We start from the raw sequence: 18,086 nt of genomic DNA, 5'->3' as shown, positions 1-18,086 counted from the left end.
CATAGGCGCCGCGGCGGCCACCGCGGGCCTCGTCTGGTACGCGAGCCGGCGCCGTACGACGGTGGCCTGACCGCCTCCCGCGCGAGCCGCCCCACCGGCCGTCGGCCGCGGACGCCCTGGCGGCGCCCGCCCGGGACGGCTTCGAGGGCAGAAGCGGAACGACCTCGAGGACAGGAGCAGCGGGACGACCTCGAGGACAAAAGTAAAGAAGCAGGGCGAGGACTTCCGCTTGCTCCGGACCCGGAGTAGAAAGGACTTAACGGCCCGCGAGACCAGGGGCATCCGCGAGGATCACCCTCACCAACGCATGTGTGGCCCCACGGACCGAGCATGAACACCGGGAACCCACGCGACGTCGACCCGTCGATTACGGGCCAGCCGCACCAGGTGACGGGCGAAGTCCCCGACCTGATGGGCACATATCGAGGACGCTTGGTAACGCGGTGGACATGCCAGCGGCGGTACGAGCATTCGTACCGCCGCATTTCCGTCGGCTTCTCCTCGGGTCCCTTTTACGCAGCCCCACGCTGGAGTGCCTCGCACACGGCCGTCGACTCGCGCGCCCCCAGCTCGACCGCGCGCCCGCAGTGGGCGATCCAGGCCGCCACACCCTCGGGAGTACCGGAGACATACCCCTCCAGTGCCCTGATGTAGGCCTCCTGGCCCAGCTCGGCGTGCCCGACCTCGGCCGGACAGACCGACTTGGGGTCGAGGCCGCTGCCCACCAGAACGATGCGCTCGGCCGTACGCGCGACCAGGCCGTTGTGGGAGGTGAAGGGGCGCAGCGCGAGAAGTTCGCCGTGCACGACGGCGGCCGTCACCAGCGCCGGTGCGGAACCGCCCGCGACGATCAGTTCGGACAGCCCGTCCAGCCGGCCGTGCGCCTCCGCCGCGCTCGGCAGGCCGAGCGCGATCAGGGGCTCGTCGACCGGTTCGCCCTCCTGCCGGGGACGTCCGACCCGCTCGGCCTTGTCGGCCGCCGCGACCAGGTGCAGCCGGGCCAGGACCCGCAGGGGCGACTGCCGCCAGATGGACAGCAACTGCCCCGCCTCGGCGGTCAGCCGCAGTGCCGCGCCCATCGTGCGGGCGCCTTCGTCACCGCTGAAGTCGCTGCGTCGGCGAACCTCCTCCAGGGCCCAGTCCGCGCCCGACAGGGCCGCCGAGCCACGGGCGCCGCGCAGCGCCGCCTCCGAGGTGATCTCGTTGCTGCGCCGCCGCATGACCCGGTGCCCGTAGACCCGGTCCACGGCCTTGCGCACGGACTCCACGGAGTCGGCCACTCCGGGCAGGGAGCCCAGGGCGGCGAGCGGGTCGGCGGTCGCACCTGTCGTACTCATGAGTACGACACTACGCACCTCCGACGCCCGCCCCACGAAGGAGTGGTCTTCTTCACGTCCGACTGCCACATACAGCTACTGCTCCATTACGCTTGGTGAACATGAAAATTGCTTTCGTAGGGAAGGGCGGCAGCGGGAAGACGACCCTGTCCTCCCTGTTCATCCGTCATCTCGCGGCCGTCGGCGCCCCGACCGTCGCGGTGGACGCCGACATCAACCAGCACCTCGGGGCCGCGCTGGGCCTGGACGAGGCGGAGGCGGCCGCGCTGCCCGCACTGGGCGAGCACCTGCCGCTGATCAAGGACTATCTGCGCGGCACCAACCCGCGCATCGCGTCCGCCGAGACGATGATCAAGACCACTCCGCCCGGTGAGGGCTCCCGGCTGCTGCGGGTGTGCGAGGACAATCCGGTCTACGACGCCTGCGCGCGGCCGGTGGAACTCGACGGCGGGGCCGTCCGTTTGATGGTCACCGGCCCCTTCACCGACGCCGACCTGGGGGTCGCCTGCTACCACTCCAAGACCGGAGCGGTGGAGCTGTGTCTGAACCACCTGGTGGACGGCCCCGGCGAGTACGTCGTGGTCGACATGACGGCCGGCTCGGACTCCTTCGCCTCCGGCATGTTCACCCGCTTCGACATCACGTTCCTCGTGGCCGAGCCGACCCGGAAGGGGGTCTCCGTCTACCGCCAGTACAAGGAGTACGCCCGTGACTTCGGCGTCACCCTGAAGGTCGTCGGCAACAAGGTGCAGGGCCCGGACGACCTCGACTTCCTCCGTACGGAGGTCGGGGAGGACCTGCTGGTGACGGTGGGGCACTCGGACTGGGTCCGGGCCATGGAGAAGGGCCGGCCTCCTCGGTTCGACCTCCTGGAGGAGCCCAACCGGCACGCGCTGCGCCTGCTGCACTCGGCCGCCGACGCGACGTACGAGTCACGCGACCACGAGCGCTACACCCGCCAGATGGCGCACTTCCATCTGAAGAACGCCCGGTCGTGGGGCGACGAGCGCACCGGGGCCGACCTGGCGGCCCAGATCGACCCCGGTTTCGTGCTCGGCGAGAACGTCACGGCGTCCGCCTGACGCTCACCGCTTCTCGGCCGGGGCTCCGGGCACCCCCTTGGGGGCCGGTGCGGAATCGCCGGACAGGAAGGACTTCCAGCCCTTCTTCGGGGCCTCACCGACGTCCAGCGTGCGCAGTTTCGCCAGGGTCCCCGGGTCCTGGGCGTCCAGCCAGTCCACCAACTGCCGGAAGGAGACACAGCGCACGTCGGACTTGGTGCACACCTCCTCGACGACCTCCTCGACGGCCCGCATGTAGGTGCCGCCGTTCCAGGACTCGAAGTGGTTGCCGATGATCAGGGGCGCCCTGTTGCCCTTGTAGGCCCGCTCGAAGCCCTGGAGGAGGCCGTCCCGCATCTGGTCGCCCCACATCTCGTGCTTGGCGGGATTGCCCTGGGTGGTGGTGCCGGACTGGTTGACCATGAAGTTGTAGTCCATGGTGAGCTGTTCGAAGGAGTGCCCGGGGAAGGGCACGAGCTGCATCGACAGATCCCACAGGCCCCGCTTCTTCTTCGGCCACACCTGGTTGTTGACCCCGCTGGTGTCGTAGCGGAAGCCCAGGTCACGGGCGGCCTTCATGAAGTTCTTCTGCCCCTCCAGGCAGGGGGTGCGGGCGCCGATCAGCTCCTTGTCGTAGTCGAAGGGCAGTGGGGCCGAGTTCTTCATGCCGGTGTTGGTCTTCCAGGTCTTCACGAAGCGCTTGGCCTGGGCGATCTCGTCCTTCCACTCCGCCACCGACCATTCGCCGACCCCACCGTCACTGCCGCAGAAGTGTCCGTTGAAGTGGGTGCCGATCTCGTTGCCCTCGAGCCATGCGAGGCGCAGCTGCTTCACGGTCTCGGCGATGCCCTCCCGGTCGTTGAAGCCGATGTCGGAGCGGCCCGGGGAGTGCTGTGGCGGGCGGTACAGATCGCGTTTCTCCTCCGGCAGCAGGTACACGCCGCTCAGGAAGTACGTCATGGTCGCGTTGTTCTCCTTGGCGACCTCGCGGAAATGCGAGAAGAGCTTCTGGCCGTCCTCGCCCGCGCCGTCCCAGGAGAAGACCACGAACTGCGGGGGCTTCTCGCCGCGCTCCAGCCGCTCGGGCCGGGGCAGGTGCGGCTGTGCCCCGGTGTACGCGGTGGAGCCGTCGCCGATCAGCCGGACGACGTTCTTCGGTGCCGGAGCCGGCTTGGCCTTCTCCTGGTCACGCGCCTGCTCGCCGGTTCCGTCGGTGCCGGTCCCACAACCGGCCAGCGAGGCGACGCAGACCGCGGCGATCACGGTGCCCGTGACGATTCCGTGGGTGGCGGCCATCCGCCCACCTTCTTCCTTCTCTCGGGCCGAGCTCGATGAGGGCTTCGTGTGGTGCTGTGCCGGTACACGCCGACAGCGCCGCCAAAGTCGCACGGAAGGAAGAAGGGATTAATACGACAAGCCGATGAAATGGCCACATCACTCCCTGGAGTGATTGATTCATCCATTTGCCCGGAAAGTCTATGCCAGTCCTTTACTCTCAATTACGATCCGTTTACTGATTGTTGATGTACGAGAGAAGGGAAACCATGTCAGCCTGCGTTCCCGCCCGCGCCGCCGACTCGGATCGGACCGAGCGCGCCCACCCGCCCCACAGCCCACCACCGACCGGATCCCCGCGCTCGCGCATCGCGGGAGCCGACCTGTCGGCCTCGGTCGCGGTCTTCCTGATCGCCCTCCCGCTGTCCCTCGGCATCGCCCTCGCCACCGGCGCGCCGCTCCAGGCCGGCCTGGTCGCCGCCGCCGTGGGCGGAATCGTCGCCGGGCGGATCGGCGGCTCCCCGCTCCAGGTGAGCGGTCCCGCCGCCGGACTCACCGTCGTCACCGCCGACCTCATCCAGCACTACGGCTGGCGGACGACCTGCGCCATCACCGTCCTCGCCGGAATCTCCCAGCTCGGCCTCGGCTGCCTGCGCGTGGCACGCGGCGCGCTCGCCGTGAGCCCCGCGATCGTGCACGGCATGCTCGCCGGCATCGGCGTCACCATCGCCGTCGCCCAGCTCCACATCGTCCTGGGCGGCACCCCGCAGAGCTCCGTTCCCGACAACCTCCTCGCCCTTCCCGCCCAGTTGGCGAACCTGCACCCCGCGGCCCTGTCGGTGAGCCTGCTGACCCTGGCCCTGCTGTTGCTCTGGCCCCGGATCCCGGGCCGCCCCGGACGTGTTCTCCGCACGGTTCCGGCAGCGCTCGTCGCCGTCACCGGAGCCACCGCGGCCGCCGCCGCGGCCGGCCTCGTCCTGCCCAAGGTGGATCTGCCGTCCTGGAGCAACCACGCCCTGGCCGGGCTGCCCGAGGGACCCGTGCTCGGCCTCGCCGCCGCCGTGCTCACCACGACGCTGGTGTGCAGCGTGCAGTCGCTGCTCGGCGCCGTGGCCGTGGACAAGCTGGTGTCCGGCCGCCCCGGCCCCGGCCCGGTCGGGCGCTCCGACCTGGACCGTGAACTGCTCGGTCAGGGTGCGGCCAACATCGTCTCCGGTTCGCTCGGCGGGCTCCCGGTGGCCGGAGTGGCGGTCCGCAGTTCCGCGAACGTCAAAGCGGGTGCCGTGAGCCGGAACTCCACGATGCTGCACGGCGTTCTCGTAGTGATCGCCGCGCTGCTGATGGTCCCGCTCCTGGAGCTCATCCCGCTCGCCTCGCTCGCCGCCCTGGTGATGGCCGTCGGCATCCAGATGGTGTCCCTGCACCACATCCGCACGGTGACCCGCCACCGCGAAGTCCTGGTCTACGCCATGACCACCCTCGGCGTCGTGTCCCTCGGCGTCCTGGAGGGCGTGGCACTGGGCATCGCCGTCGCCGTCGGCGTGGCCCTGCACCGGCTCACCCGCACCCGGATCACGCACGAGGAGAAGGAAGGAGTCCATCACGTACACGTACGAGGCCAGTTGACGTTCCTCGCGGTGCCACGCCTCAGCCGGGTCCTGCACCTCGTCCCCCAAGGGGCCGACGTGGTCGTGGCGTTGGACGGCTCCTTCATGGACCACGCGGCGTACGAGACGCTGCAGGACTGGCAGAGCACGCACACCGCGCGGGGCGGAACCGTCGGGATCACCGGCCGCCGCGCCGGGGTCCGGATCGCCGAACCCGCCGCCCTCGTCTCCGGGCACCCGCCCGACGGAAGCGAGGAGGCCGGCGCGTCCGATGCCGGCTGCCGCTGCCGGCCCTGGACGGCCTGGCGCAACCACCAGTGCGAACGCCCACGCCCCCTGCCGGGCGGCGACCCACGGCCGGGCGGGGCCGACGGAACGGAGGGAGCAGACGGAACGGACGGAGCCGCTGAAGGGGAACCTGAGACCGTTCAAACCGGCGGCCACGAACTGAGGCGCGGCATCAGCGCGTTCCAGCGCAACACCGCTCCCCTGGTGCGCGGTGAGCTGGCCCGGCTGGCGCGCGAGGGACAGCGGCCCGGACAGCTGTTCCTGACCTGCGCCGACTCCCGGGTGGTCACCTCGATGATCACGGCAAGTGGTCCGGGGGACCTGTTCGTGGTGCGCAATGTCGGCAACCTCGTGCCGCCGCCCGGCACGGAGAGCGGCGACGACTCGGTGGCGGCCGCCATCGAGTACGCCGTGGAGGTGCTGGCGGTCCGGTCGATCACGGTGTGCGGGCACTCGGGGTGCGGTGCGATGCAGGCACTGCTCGACACCGAGCCGGACGGCGCCCGCACACCGCTGAGACGCTGGCTGCGGCACGGCCGGCCGAGCCTGCGGCGCATGGGCGACGGCAGCCTGCCCCCGTCACGGCTGGCCGGGCGGGCCCCCACCGACGCGGTCGAGCGGCTCTGCCTGACGAACGTGGTGCAGCAACTGGAGCATCTGCGCGCCCATGAATCGGTGGCCCGGGCCATGAAGGACGGGGCCCTGGAGCTGCACGGCATGTACTTCCACGTGGGTGAGGCCCAGGCGTACCTCCTCACCGAGCGGGACGAGGAGAAGGTGTTCGACCGGGTCCGGTCCGCGGACCTGGCGATGTGAGGCGACCCGCCCGGGTGTGAGAGGCGTTACACACCTTGAACCGGCTTGCGCCGGGCCCCGTGGGAAGAGGTGTCGCACACCGCGCCACTCCACCCGACAGGTCTAAACCAATTTCCCGTCGGCCCTTGTCAGCGCACCCCCGGGTCTGATGAGCTGTGGCCTGGGACACAACGGACACCCTGGGAAAGGCAGATGCCGTGAGCAATGAAAGCCTGGCCAACCTTCTGAAGGAGGAGCGTCGCTTCACGCCCCCCGCCGACCTGGCCGCGAACGCCAACGTCACCGCGGAGGCGTATGAACAGGCCAAGGCTGACAGGCTCGGCTTCTGGGCCGAGCAGGCCCGCCGGCTGACCTGGACCACCGAGCCCACCGAGACCCTGGACTGGTCGAACCCGCCGTTCGCCAAGTGGTTCAAGGACGGCGAGCTCAACGTCGCCTACAACTGCGTGGACCGGCATGTGGAGGCCGGGCACGGCGACCGGGTCGCCATCCACTTCGAGGGCGAGCCGGGCGACAGCCGCGCCATCACCTACGCCCAGCTCAAGGACGAGGTCTCCAAGGCCGCCAACGCCCTGCTGGAGCTGGGCGTCCGGGCCGGCGACCGGGTCGCCGTCTACATGCCGATGATCCCGGAGACCGCGGTCGCGATGCTGGCCTGCGCCCGCATCGGCGCCGCGCACTCCGTCGTCTTCGGCGGCTTCTCGGCGGACGCGCTCGCCACCCGCATCCAGGACGCCGACGCGCGCGTCGTCATCACGGCCGACGGCGGCTACCGGCGCGGCAAGCCCTCCGCGCTCAAGCCGGCCGTCGACGAGGCGGTCGCCAAGGCCGGCAGCGTCGAGCACGTCCTCGTCGTCCGCCGCACCGGCCAGGACGTCGCCTTCACCGAGGGCCGGGACGTGTGGTGGCACGACCTGGTGGAGCGGCAGAGCGCCGAGCACACCCCTCAGTCGTTCGGGGCCGAGCACCCGCTGTTCATCCTCTACACCTCCGGCACGACGGGTAAGCCGAAGGGCATCCTGCACACCTCCGGCGGCTACCTGACCCAGACGGCGTACACGCACTGGTCCGTCTTCGACCTCAAGCCGGCCACCGACGTGTACTGGTGCACGGCCGACGTCGGCTGGGTCACCGGGCACTCCTACATCGTCTACGGCCCGCTCGCCAACGGCGCCACCCAGGTGATGTACGAGGGCACGCCGGACACCCCGCACCAGGGCCGCTTCTGGGAGATCGTGCAGAAGTACGGCGTGACGATCCTCTACACGGCGCCCACCGCGATCCGCACGTTCATGAAGTGGGGCGACGACATCCCCGCCAAGTTCGACCTCGGCAGCCTGCGCGTGCTGGGCTCGGTGGGCGAGCCGATCAACCCCGAGGCGTGGATCTGGTACCGCAAGAACATCGGCGCGGACCGCACCCCGGTGGTGGACACCTGGTGGCAGACCGAGACCGGCGGCATCATGATCTCGCCGCTGCCGGGCGTGACCGACGCCAAGCCGGGATCCGCCCAGACCCCGCTGCCCGGCATCGCCGCGACCGTCGTCGACGACGAGGCGAACGAGGTACCGAACGGCGGCGGTGGCTACCTGGTCCTCACCGAGCCGTGGCCGTCGATGCTGCGCACCATCTGGGGCGACGACCAGCGGTTCATCGACACCTACTGGTCGCGCTTCGAGGGCAAGTACTTCGCCGGCGACGGCGCCAAGAAGGACGACGACGGCGACATCTGGCTGCTCGGCCGGGTCGACGACGTCATGCTGGTGTCCGGACACAACATCTCCACCACGGAGGTCGAGTCCGCGCTCGTCTCGCACCCGTCGGTCGCCGAGGCGGCCGTGGTCGGCGCGGCGGACGAGACGACCGGTCAGGCGATCGTCGCCTTCGTGATCCTGCGCGGCACGGCGGCCGAGAGCGAGGACCTCGTCGGTGAGCTGCGAAGCCACGTGGGCGCCACGCTCGGTCCGATCGCCAAGCCCCAGCGGATCCTGCCGGTGGCCGAGCTGCCGAAGACCCGCTCCGGCAAGATCATGCGCCGCCTGCTGCGGGACGTCGCGGAGAACCGCCAGCTCGGCGACGTCACCACGCTGACCGACAGCACGGTCATGGACCTCATCCAGGCCAAGCTCCCGGCAGCACCCAGCGAGGACTGAGCACGGTCAGGGCGGTGGCGCCCGGCGCATCCCTGTGCCGGGCGCCACCGTGTGCTCCTGGTGCGACCCAGGAGCACGTTAGCTAAACTAAGCAAAAAGCTGTCTCATGGGGCGCCGGGAAGTCTGGTCGGCACACGATTCGTGCTGCCCGTCGACCAGAGGAACTCCCCCGTGACCGCGCCCCGCACCCCCAGCCCCCGCAAGGCCTTCGGCCGTCTCTCCCTGCCCGAGCGGTCGTACGTCGCGGACGCGCTGCGCACCGAGACGGTCGGCGGCATCCTGCTCCTCCTCGCCGCCGTCGCCGCGCTGGTCTGGGCGAACGTACCCGGTCTGCACAGCAGCTACGAGAGCGTCAGCCACTTCCACTTCGGTCCCGAGGCCCTCGGGCTGAACCTGTCCGTCGCGCACTGGGCCGCCGACGGACTGCTCGCGGTCTTCTTCTTCGTCGCGGGGATCGAGCTCAAACGTGAACTCGTCGCCGGTGATCTGCGCGATCCCAAGGCCGCCGCGCTCCCCGTCGTCGCCGCCCTGTGCGGCATGGCCGTACCGGCGCTGGTCTACACGTTCACCAGCGGCGTGGGCGGCGGCTCGCTGGCCGGCTGGGCCGTGCCCACCGCCACCGACATCGCCTTCGCGCTCGCGGTGCTCGCCGTCATCGGCACCTCCCTGCCCAGCGCGCTGCGGGCCTTCCTGCTCACCCTCGCCGTCGTCGACGACCTGTTCGCCATCCTGATCATCGCGGTCTTCTTCACCGAAGACCTGAACTTCGCGGCGCTCGGCGGCGCCGTCGCGGGCCTGGCCGTCTTCTGGCTGCTGCTGCGCAAGGGCGTACGCGGCTGGTACGTGTACGTGCCGCTCGCGCTGGTCGTGTGGGCACTGATGTACAACAGCGGCATCCACGCCACCATCGCCGGTGTCGCCATGGGCCTGATGCTGCGCTGCCACCGCCACGAGGGCGAGGAACACTCCCCCGGCGAGCACATCGAGCACCTCGTCCGGCCGCTCTCGGCGGGCCTCGCGGTACCGCTGTTCGCCCTGTTCAGCGCGGGCGTGGCGATCTCCGGCGACGCCCTCGCGGACGTGTTCACCCAGCCCGAGACGCTCGGCGTGGTGCTCGGACTCGTCGTCGGCAAGACGCTCGGCATCTTCGGCGGTACATGGCTGACGGCACGCTTCACCAGGGCGTCGCTCAGCGACGACCTCGCCTGGGCGGACGTGCTCGCGGTGGCGACCCTCGCCGGGATCGGCTTCACCGTCTCGCTGCTCATCGGGGAACTCGCCTTCGAGGACGACGCGGCGATGACCGACAGCGTCAAGGCGGCCGTCCTCACCGGCTCGCTGATCGCCACCGCCGTCGCGACGGTGCTGCTGAAGATACGGAACGCCAAGTACCGCGCACTGACCGAGGAGGAGGAGCGCGACGAGGACCTCAGCGGCGTCCCGGACGTCTACGAACAGGACGACCCGGCGTACCACCTGCGCATGGCGGAGATCCACGAACGGAAGGCCGCCGAGCACCGGCGGCTCGCCCGGGAGAAGGCCGCCGAGCGGGACGCGCTTGCCGAAGTGACGGGCGGGGCAGGCGAGGAGCACAACGGTCCGGCATGATCTGACGAGACGGTACAAAAGACTGAACCGTACGCGCGGACACAAAGCGTACGCAGGAGAGGGAGACCGCGATGAGCGCACCCGACGGCAGCCCGGTCGGCGCCGAACGCAGCATCGGCCAGCTGTTCGCCTCGGCGACGGCCGACATGTCGGCGCTGGTGCACGACGAGATCGCGCTGGCGAAGGCGCAGCTCAAGCAGGACGTCAAGCGGGGTGCGACCAGCGGCGGCGCGTTCACGGCGGCCGGTGTGCTGCTCGTGTTCTCCCTGCCGATGCTGAACTTCGCGCTGGCCTACGGCATCCGCACCTGGAGTGACTGGAACCTCGCGGTCTGTTTCCTGCTCTCCTTCGCGGCGAACGTGCTGATCGCACTGTTCCTCGCGCTGATCGGCGTCGTCTTCGCGAAGAAGGCGAAGAAGGGCCGGGGCCCGCAGAAGGTCGCCGCCTCCGTGAAGGAGACGGCGGGCGTGCTGCAGAAGGCCAAGCCGCACCCGCGCCCCGAACTGCCCGAGGACCGGGTCCCCCAGGCCATCGAGGCTGTGGCACGCTCGTCTTCATGACGGATCCCGCCACCCCTCCGGCGCAGCCCGCTTCGGTCGTACGCCTCGACGTCCCGGGCGGCACCGGACTGACGCACCGGGACGTCGCCGCCAACGGTGCCCGCTTCCACATCGCGGAGCTGGGCGACGGCCCCCTGGTGCTGCTGCTGCACGGCTTCCCGCAGTTCTGGTGGACCTGGCGGCACCAGCTGACGGCGCTCGCCGACGCCGGTTTCCGGGCCGTCGCCATGGACCTGCGGGGCGTCGGCGGCAGCGACCGCACACCGCGCGGCTACGACCCGGCCAACCTCGCGCTGGACATCACCGGGGTGATCCGCTCCCTCGGCGAGCCGGACGCCGCGCTGGTCGGGCACGACCTGGGCGGGTACCTGGCCTGGACGGCCGCGGCGATGCGCCCCAAGCTCGTACGGCGGCTCGCGGTCGCCTCCATGCCGCATCCGCGACGCTGGCGCTCGGCGCTGGTCTCCGACGCCAGGCAGTCCGCCGCCCTGTCCCACATCTGGGGATTCCAGCGGCCCTGGATCCCGGAGCGCCGGCTCACCGCGGACGACGGGGCGCTGGTGGCCGAGCTCATCCGGGACTGGTCCGGGCCGCGCCTGCCGGACGAGGAGGCGCTGGAGAACTACCGGCGGGCGATGTGCATCCCGTCCACGGCGCACTGCTCGATCGAACCGTACCGCTGGATGGTCCGCTCCCTGGCCCGCCCGGACGGCATCCAGTTCAACCGCAGGATGAAGCGCCCGGTGCGGGTGCCGACGCTGCACCTGCACGGCTCGCTGGACCCGGTGGTCCGCACGCGCAGTGCCGCGGGGTCCGGTGAGTACGTCGAAGCGCCGTACCGCTGGCGGCTGTTCGACGGGCTGGGGCACTTCCCGCACGAAGAGGATCCGGTCGCTTTCTCCACCGAACTGATCAATTGGCTGAAGGATCCCGAACCCGATCGGTGACCGAACCGAGCGCTTGTCTGACGGTCAGCCAATTGCCCGGCGCATAGGCCAATTGAGGGCGCGCCAGGTGGTTATCGACCTTGGGGCGGGGGCAGACGTCGGGGTATGGGCTGGACGCACGACTACAGTGACGCAAGCCGCGACCGCCGCACGGCGGGCGGTATGGGTTCCCACCAGCGAGGCGGTGCACCACAGATGGCAGGTACGGACCTCAGGGTGGGAATCCCGCGCATCCTCCGCCGCAGGGCGCGTTGGGTCTCCGTCCGCCTGCGCCACCCCCGCGGCTGACCTCCACCTCACCTCACAGCGCGCAGCTGTCGCTGTCCACCTGCTGGTTCGCGGTGCGGCCCGCGGCGATGTCCTCCTGGATCTCGTCCACGGTGAGCGCGTAACCCGTCTCGGCGTCGTCGAGCGACTTCGCGAAGACCACGCCGTAGACCTCCCCCTCGGGGGTGAGCAGCGGGCCGCCGGAGTTGCCCTGACGGACCGTCGCGTACAGGGAGTACACGTCACGGCGGACCGTGCCGCGGTGGTAGATGTCGGCGCCGTTGGCCGTGATGCGGCCGCGCAGGCGCGCGGCGCGGACGTCGTACGCCCCGTTCTCCGGGAAGCCGGCGACGATCGCTCCGTCGCCGCTGCTCGCGTCCTCGCTGGTGAACCGCAGCGCGGGTGCCTCCAGATCGGGTACGTCGAGGACGGCGATGTCACGCTTCCAGTCGTAGAGGACGACCGTCGCGTCGTACTTCTTTCCCTCGCCGCCTATCTGCACGGTCGGTTCGTCGACGCCGCCCACGACATGCGCGTTGGTCATGACGCGGCGCTCGGCGAAGACGAAGCCGGTGCCCTCCAGGACCTTGCCGCAGCTCGCGGCGGTGCCCATCACCTTGACGATGGAGCGCTGCGCGCGCAGGGCGACGGGGCTGCTCGCCAGGGCCGGGTCCGGGGGCCGTACGTCGGTGATCGGTTCGCTGGCGAAGGGGCTGAAGACCTGCGGGAAGCCGTTCTGCGCGAGGACGGAGGAGAAGTCGGCGAACCAGGTGTCGGCCTGACCGGGCAGCGCACGGGAGACCCCGAGCAGCACCTTGGAGCCGCGGACCTCCTTGCCGAGCGTCGGCAGCGTCGTACCGGCGAGGGCCGAGCCGATCAGCCAGGCGACCAGGAGCATCGCGACGACGTTGACCAGTGCGCCGCCCGTGGCGTCCAGCGCGCGGGCCGGGGACCATGTGATGTAGCGGCGCAGTTTGTTGCCGAGGTGGGTGGTCAGGGCCTGGCCGACGGAGGCGCAGACTATGACGACGACGACCGCGACGACGGCGGCCGTCGTACTGACCTCGGAGTCGTCCGTCAGGGCGTCCCAGATGACGGGCAGCGTGTAGACGGCGGCGAGACCGCCGCCCAGGAAGCCGGTCACCGACAGGATGCCGACGACGAAGCCCTGGCGGTAGCCGACGACCGCGAACCACACGGCGGCGAGGAGCAACAGGATGTCCAGCACGTTCACCGCTTCAAGCCTCGCCTCGTCCGACCCAGCACGGCGCCCACCCTGTCATGACCGCCAGTCCAGCGGGACCCGCCTGTCCCGGTCCCAGGGCCGCTCCCACCCCGCGAAGTGCAGCAACCGGTCGATGACCCCGGCGGTGAAGCCCCATACGAGGGCCGATTCGACCAGGAACGCCGGCCCCTGGTAACCGCTGGGGTGGACCGTGGTCACACGGTTGTCCGGGTGGGTGAGGTCCGCCACCGGGACGGTGAACACCCGCGCGGTCTCGTTCGGGTCGACGACCCCCACCGGACTGGGTACGCGCCACCAGCCGAGCACGGGGGTGACGACGAAGCCGCTGACCGGGATGTAGAGCTTCGGCAGCACGCCGAAGAGCTGGACGCCGGACGGGTCGAGCCCGGTCTCCTCCTCGGCCTCGCGCAGAGCGGCCCGCAGCGGGCCGTCGCCCTGCGGGTCGCCGTCCTCGGGGTCGAGGGCGCCACCGGGGAAGGACGGCTGTCCGGCGTGCGAGCGCAGTGAGCCGGCGCGCTCCATGAGCAGCAGCTCCGGGCCGCGCTCACCGTCGCTGTCACCGAAGAGGATGAGGACGGCGGACTGGCGCCCCGTGCCGTTCTCCGGGGGCAGGAAGCGGCTCAGCTGTGTCGGTCTGACCGTCTCCGCCGCGTGGACCACCGGGTCCAGCCAGGAGGGCAGCCCATCCCTGCTGAGCGCCACCGGACCGCCCTGGGTACCGCTCGTCCGCGTCATCGCCACCCCCGTCGTCCGGCCGCGTCCCACGGGTCCAACGCCCGGCGGCCCCGAGATCGTTCCGTCGGCCGGCGTCGCGTGTGCGGCCCCGTCATCCGGCCCCCAGCGGCGGCGCGGGCCTGCCGCCGGCGTCCAGGTAGGCCTGCGGGGGCTTCAGCCGCTGGCCCGGGAGGCCGCCCTTCTCGTACTTCAGCAGTTTCTTCGCCTTCTCCGGGTCCGTCTCGCCCTCGCCGTACGCCGGGCAGAGCGGCGCGATGGGGCAGGCGCCGCAGGCGGGCTTGCGGGCGTGGCAGATGCGGCGGCCGTGCCAGATGACGTGGTGGGACAGATCGGTCCAGTCGCTCTTGGGGAAGAGCGCGCCGACGGCCGCCTCGATCTTGTCGGGGTCGGTCTCCTCGGTCCAGCGCCAGCGGCGCACCAGGCGCTGGAAGTGGGTGTCCACGGTGATCCCCGGTCGGCCGAACGCGTTGCCGAGGACCACGAAGGCGGTCTTGCGGCCGACGCCGGGCAGTTTCACGAGATCCTCGAGCCGGCCGGGCACCTCGCCGCCGAAGTCCTCCGCGAGCACCTTCGACAGGCCCATGACCGACCTGGTCTTGGCCCGGAAGAAGCCGGTGGGGCGCAGGATCTCCTCCACCTCCTCGGGATCGGCGGCGGCCAGGTCCTCGGGGGTGGGGTACTTCGCGAAGAGGGCGGGGGTCGTCTGGTTGACGCGCAGGTCGGTGGTCTGGGCCGACAGCACGGTGGCGACGACGAGTTGGAAGGGGTTCTCGAAGTCCAGCTCCGGGTGGGCGTACGGGAACACCTCGGCGAGCTCGCGGTTGATCCGGCGCGCGCGGCGGACCAGCGCGGTGCGCGACTCCTCCCCGGCCGGCTTGACGACGGTCTTCGCCGGAGCGGCCTTCACGGAGGCGGTCGCCTTCTCGGGGGCGACGAGCGGCTTCCTGGCGGCGGTCGTCTTCTTCGCTCCGGTCGCCTTCTTCGCTCCGGTCGCCTTCTTCGCCGCCGTCCTCTTCACCGGTGCGTCCGTCTCCTCGGTCGCCCCGCTCGCGCGGGGCGTCGGTTCCTTCTTCAACGGCGGCCCCTTTGTCGCTTTCGCCGTTTCCCTACCGCCATCGGAGCCCTGTTCGCCCACGGCGGAATCACGACGTACACCCACTCCCGCAGCTCCCTAGGCCTGTGCTCTCACCGGCGAATTGGACACCCGGCCAGCCTACGGCCCGGCACCGACATCCGCCCCGGACCCCGAAGATCGGCGTCCAATTGGACCCCTGCCGCTTACCCCGACCGGCCCGTACGGCATCCTTGTGACAGATCACACTGTTTGGACCGTCCGGCAAAATGGGAACCACGGTCCCCTGGTACGTGGGGGAACAAGCTCCCCTGAGCAGGTCGACAAGGAGAGAACTCGTGGACGACGTTCTGCGGCGGAATCCGCTCTTCGCGGCGCTCGACGACGAGCAGGCCGCCGAGCTTCGCGCCTCCATGAGTGAGGTGACCCTCGCACGGGGCGACTCCCTGTTCCACGAGGGCGACCCCGGGGACCGCCTGTACGTGGTCACCGAGGGCAAGGTCAAGCTGCACCGCACGTCCCCCGACGGCCGCGAGAACATGCTCGCCGTGGTCGGGCCGGGCGAGCTGATCGGTGAGCTGTCGCTGTTCGACCCCGGCCCGCGCACCGCGACCGCCACGGCGCTCACCGAGGTCAAGCTGCTCGCCCTGGGCCACGGCGACCTGACGCCCTGGCTGAGCGCCCGCCCCGAGGTGGCCACGGCGCTGCTGCGGGCCGTCGCGCGCCGGCTGCGCAAGACCAACGACGCGATGTCGGACCTGGTCTTCTCGGACGTCCCGGGCCGTGTCGCGCGCGCCCTGCTGGACCTCTCCCGGCGCTTCGGCGTGCAGTCCGAGGAGGGCATCCACGTCGTGCACGACCTGACGCAGGAGGAGCTGGCCCAGCTGGTCGGCGCGTCCCGCGAGACGGTCAACAAGGCCCTGGCGGACTTCGCCCAGCGCGGCTGGCTCCGCCTGGAGGCCCGCGCGGTGATCCTCCTGGACGTCGAGCGCCTCGCGAAGCGCTCCCGCTGACCCCCGGACCCGGCGTCGAGGCCCCGCTTCCCGTGGGAGGCGGGGCCTCGCCGTGTCCGCGGGCTAGATGATGCCGTGTTCCCGCAGGTACTCCAGCTGGGCGCGTACCGAGAGTTCCGCGGCCGGCCACAGGGAGCGGTCGACGTCGGCGTAGACGTGGGCGACGACCTCGGACGGGGTGCGGTGGCCGTCCTCGACGGCCGTCTCGACCTGGGCGAGGCGGTGGGCGCGGTGGGCGAGGTAGAACTCGACGGCGCCCTGGGCGTCCTCCAGCACGGGCCCGTGGCCGGGCAGCACCGTGTGGACGCCGTCGTCGACCGTGAGCGACCTGAGCCGGCGCAGCGTGTCCAGGTAGTCGCCGAGGCGGCCGTCGGGGTGGGCCACGACGGTCGTACCGCGCCCCAGGACGGTGTCGCCCGTGAGGACCGCCCGGTCGGCCGGGAGGTGGAAGCACAGGGAGTCGGCCGTGTGGCCGGGGGTCGGTACGACCCTCAGCTCCAGGCCTCCGACGGTGATGACGTCCCCGGCGGCCAGTCCCTCGTCGCCGAGGCGCAGCGCCGGGTCCAGTGCCCGCACCTTCGTGCCGGTCAGCTCGGCGAAACGGGCGGCGCCCTCGGCGTGGTCGGGGTGACCGTGCGTCAGCAGGGTGAGGGCGACGCGCTTTCCGGCCTGCTCGGCGGTCCCGACGACGTGCCGCAGGTGTCCGTCGTCCAGCGGTCCGGGGTCGACCACGACGGCGAGGTCGGAGTCCGGTTCCGACAGGATCCAGGTGTTGGTGCCGTCCAGGGTCATCGCCGAGGGGTTGGGGGCCAGCACGTTGACGGCACGCGCGGTGGCGGGGCCGGAGAGGACACCGCCCCGCGGCCGGCCCGGAAGGGTGCTCGCGTCCGTCATGCGGGGGCTCCACCGGTCGGGATGTGCTTCGTGAACTCGTCGTGCCCCGGCCAGGAGAGCACGATCTCGCCCTCCACCAGGCGCGCGGTGGCCAGCACCGGCGTGAGGTCCCGCGCGGGCGCCGCGTCGAGCACCTCCGCGGCCGTTCCGTACGCCGTGAGCCGGCGCAGCGTCGCGATGGTCGGGGGCATCATCAGCAGCTCGCCCCGGTCGTACCCCTCGGCCGCCGCGCGGGGCGTGATCCACACCGTGCGGTCGGCCTCCGTGGAGGCGTTGCGGGTGCGCTGGCCCTCGGGGAGCGCGGCGACGAAGAACCAGGTGTCGTAGCGGCGGGGCTCGAACTCGGGGGTGATCCAGCGCGCCCACGCGCCGAGCAGGTCCGAGCGCAGGACCAGTCCGCGGCGGTCCAGGAACTCCGCGAAGGACGTCTCCCGCGCGACGAGCGCGGCACGGTCCGCCTCCCAGTCGTCGCCGGTCGTGTCACCGACCACGGTGCCGGGCGTGGGCCCGGCGAGCAGGACGCCGGCCTCCTCGTACGTCTCCCGCACGGCCGCGCAGACGATCGCCTGGGCCCCCGTCTCGTCGACGCCGAGCCGGTCCGCCCACCACGCGCGCGTGGGGCCCGCCCAGCGGACGTGCCGGTCGTCGTCCCGCGGGTCGACGCCGCCGCCGGGATAGGCGTACGCGCCGCCCGCGAACGCCATGGACGTACGCCGGCGCAGCATGTGTACGGCGGGCCCGTCACCGGTGTCCTTGAGCAGCATGACGGTGGCCGCGCGCCTCGGCACGACCGGCGTGAGGCCGCCGCCCGCCAGCGCACGGATCCGCTCCGGCCACTCGGGCGGGTACCACTGCCCGCCGGCCTGCGCATTCACCATGGCCGGAGGCTATCCCGAGACGGGCGGATGTTCGAGTGCCCGTGGGGGACGGTGGGGCCACCGGGCGGCGTACGGGCATGGGGCGGGCCCCGCGCGGAGGCGGTACGGGCATGGGGCGGGCCCCGCGCGGAGGGCGTCCTGCGCCGACCACCGAGGGGCGGGGCAGCACCGGCACCTCCCGCGCGGTGCGCATCGGCGACCGGTACGGCCACGCCGGAGCCCGGAACACATGGAGGAGCCGCCCGTCGTCCACCCCGGCATTCGGCCGTCGTCCACCCCGGCCGGCCGCCGGGGAGGCATCCGAAAGGGCCCGGCGACGGCGTCCCGGG

At 71.3% G+C, this 18,086-nt stretch carries 15 protein-coding genes; 8 read left to right on the top strand and 7 right to left on the bottom strand.

Going from position 1 to position 18,086, the window contains the following annotated elements; translation table 11 throughout:
- Positions 1-512: 512 nt before the first annotated feature.
- Positions 513-1,337, bottom strand: coding sequence for an oxidoreductase (locus B7767_RS07635; protein WP_085571491.1), 825 nt, complete (start codon positions 1,335-1,337; stop codon positions 513-515).
- A gap of 101 nt (positions 1,338-1,438) precedes the next feature.
- Here B7767_RS07635 and B7767_RS07630 point away from each other — a divergent pair, with 101 nt between their 5' ends.
- Positions 1,439-2,419: an ATP-binding protein gene (locus B7767_RS07630; RefSeq protein ID WP_085571490.1), complete on the top strand. Its 981-nt coding sequence runs from the start codon at positions 1,439-1,441 to the stop codon at positions 2,417-2,419.
- Between the two features lie 3 nt (positions 2,420-2,422).
- On the opposite strand, the gene B7767_RS07625 is transcribed toward B7767_RS07630, so the two are convergent.
- A complete protein-coding gene (locus B7767_RS07625) occupies positions 2,423-3,694 on the bottom strand; it encodes a hypothetical protein (RefSeq protein ID WP_085571489.1) in 1,272 nt (423 codons plus the stop codon).
- Between the two features lie 248 nt (positions 3,695-3,942).
- Between B7767_RS07625 and B7767_RS07620 the strand changes: the two genes are divergently transcribed.
- The 6 genes from B7767_RS07620 to B7767_RS47820 all read left to right on the top strand — a co-directional run bounded on the left by B7767_RS07620 (position 3,943) and on the right by B7767_RS47820 (position 11,940).
- Positions 3,943-6,384, top strand: a complete 2,442-nt coding sequence (locus tag B7767_RS07620; protein WP_085571488.1) for a SulP family inorganic anion transporter — start codon at positions 3,943-3,945, stop codon at positions 6,382-6,384.
- Positions 6,385-6,581: 197 nt separating this feature from the next.
- Positions 6,582-8,537: an acetate--CoA ligase gene (acs, locus tag B7767_RS07615; protein WP_085571487.1), complete on the top strand. Its 1,956-nt coding sequence runs from the start codon at positions 6,582-6,584 to the stop codon at positions 8,535-8,537.
- Between the two features lie 171 nt (positions 8,538-8,708).
- Complete coding sequence (gene nhaA / locus B7767_RS07610) at positions 8,709-10,145, top strand: Na+/H+ antiporter NhaA (protein ID WP_085571486.1); 1,437 nt, start codon at positions 8,709-8,711, stop codon at positions 10,143-10,145.
- A gap of 71 nt (positions 10,146-10,216) precedes the next feature.
- The gene (locus tag B7767_RS07605) at positions 10,217-10,705 is read left to right on the top strand and encodes a phage holin family protein (protein ID WP_073936678.1); all 489 of its coding nucleotides are present in this window, start codon (positions 10,217-10,219) and stop codon (positions 10,703-10,705) included.
- Entirely contained in the window at positions 10,702-11,652 is a 951-nt protein-coding gene (locus B7767_RS07600) for an alpha/beta fold hydrolase (protein ID WP_085571485.1), read from the top strand. The genes B7767_RS07605 and B7767_RS07600 overlap by 4 nt, the downstream gene beginning before the upstream one ends.
- Positions 11,653-11,757: 105 nt before the next feature.
- Entirely contained in the window at positions 11,758-11,940 is a 183-nt protein-coding gene (locus B7767_RS47820; RefSeq protein ID WP_073936676.1) for a hypothetical protein, read from the top strand.
- A gap of 13 nt (positions 11,941-11,953) precedes the next feature.
- On the opposite strand, the gene B7767_RS07590 is transcribed toward B7767_RS47820, so the two are convergent.
- The 3 genes from B7767_RS07590 to nth form a co-directional block, all read right to left on the bottom strand.
- Positions 11,954-13,153 carry a MarP family serine protease gene (locus tag B7767_RS07590; protein WP_085571484.1) on the bottom strand — a complete coding sequence of 400 codons (1,200 nt, stop codon included), beginning with the start codon at positions 13,151-13,153 and terminating at the stop codon, positions 11,954-11,956.
- 45 nt (positions 13,154-13,198) lie between these two features.
- Positions 13,199-13,900, bottom strand: a complete 702-nt coding sequence (locus B7767_RS07585) for a CoA pyrophosphatase (protein ID WP_085571492.1) — start codon at positions 13,898-13,900, stop codon at positions 13,199-13,201.
- 91 nt (positions 13,901-13,991) lie between these two features.
- On the bottom strand, positions 13,992-14,975 hold the full coding sequence (gene nth / locus B7767_RS07580) for an endonuclease III (RefSeq protein WP_179167059.1): 984 nt from the start codon (positions 14,973-14,975) through the stop codon (positions 13,992-13,994).
- A gap of 335 nt (positions 14,976-15,310) precedes the next feature.
- Here nth and B7767_RS07575 point away from each other — a divergent pair, with 335 nt between their 5' ends.
- Positions 15,311-15,985, top strand: coding sequence for a Crp/Fnr family transcriptional regulator (locus tag B7767_RS07575; RefSeq protein ID WP_004928297.1), 675 nt, complete (start codon positions 15,311-15,313; stop codon positions 15,983-15,985).
- Positions 15,986-16,048: 63 nt separating this feature from the next.
- Here the strand turns inward: B7767_RS07575 and B7767_RS07570 are convergent, their stop codons facing one another.
- Both B7767_RS07570 and B7767_RS07565 read right to left on the bottom strand, forming a co-directional pair.
- Entirely contained in the window at positions 16,049-16,879 is an 831-nt protein-coding gene (locus tag B7767_RS07570; protein ID WP_085571482.1) for an MBL fold metallo-hydrolase, read from the bottom strand.
- The gene (locus B7767_RS07565; protein WP_085571481.1) at positions 16,876-17,757 is read right to left on the bottom strand and encodes an NUDIX domain-containing protein; all 882 of its coding nucleotides are present in this window, start codon (positions 17,755-17,757) and stop codon (positions 16,876-16,878) included. The genes B7767_RS07570 and B7767_RS07565 overlap by 4 nt, the downstream gene beginning before the upstream one ends.
- Between the last annotated feature and the right edge of the window lie 329 nt (positions 17,758-18,086).

Origin of the sequence: Streptomyces sp. 13-12-16 (assembly GCF_002114215.1) — a bacterium.
Lineage (GTDB): Bacteria > Actinomycetota > Actinomycetes > Streptomycetales > Streptomycetaceae > Streptomyces.
This window is presented reverse-complemented; position numbering and strand designations above follow the sequence as displayed.

Coding starts and splice junctions, on each gene's coding strand:
- B7767_RS07630 (WP_085571490.1), top strand. CDS start 1,439: ATGAAAATTGCTTTCGTAGGGAAGGGCGGCAGCGGGAAGACGACCCTG.
- B7767_RS07625 (WP_085571489.1), bottom strand. CDS start 3,694: ATGGCCGCCACCCACGGAATCGTCACGGGCACCGTGATCGCCGCGGTC.
- B7767_RS07620 (WP_085571488.1), top strand. CDS start 3,943: ATGTCAGCCTGCGTTCCCGCCCGCGCCGCCGACTCGGATCGGACCGAG.
- B7767_RS47820 (WP_073936676.1), top strand. CDS start 11,758: ATGGGCTGGACGCACGACTACAGTGACGCAAGCCGCGACCGCCGCACG.
- B7767_RS07570 (WP_085571482.1), bottom strand. CDS start 16,879: ATGACGGACGCGAGCACCCTTCCGGGCCGGCCGCGGGGCGGTGTCCTC.
- B7767_RS07605 (WP_073936678.1), top strand. CDS start 10,217: ATGAGCGCACCCGACGGCAGCCCGGTCGGCGCCGAACGCAGCATCGGC.
- B7767_RS07585 (WP_085571492.1), bottom strand. CDS start 13,900: ATGACGCGGACGAGCGGTACCCAGGGCGGTCCGGTGGCGCTCAGCAGG.
- B7767_RS07635 (WP_085571491.1), bottom strand. CDS start 1,337: ATGAGTACGACAGGTGCGACCGCCGACCCGCTCGCCGCCCTGGGCTCC.
- B7767_RS07565 (WP_085571481.1), bottom strand. CDS start 17,757: ATGGTGAATGCGCAGGCCGGCGGGCAGTGGTACCCGCCCGAGTGGCCG.
- B7767_RS07600 (WP_085571485.1), top strand. CDS start 10,702: ATGACGGATCCCGCCACCCCTCCGGCGCAGCCCGCTTCGGTCGTACGC.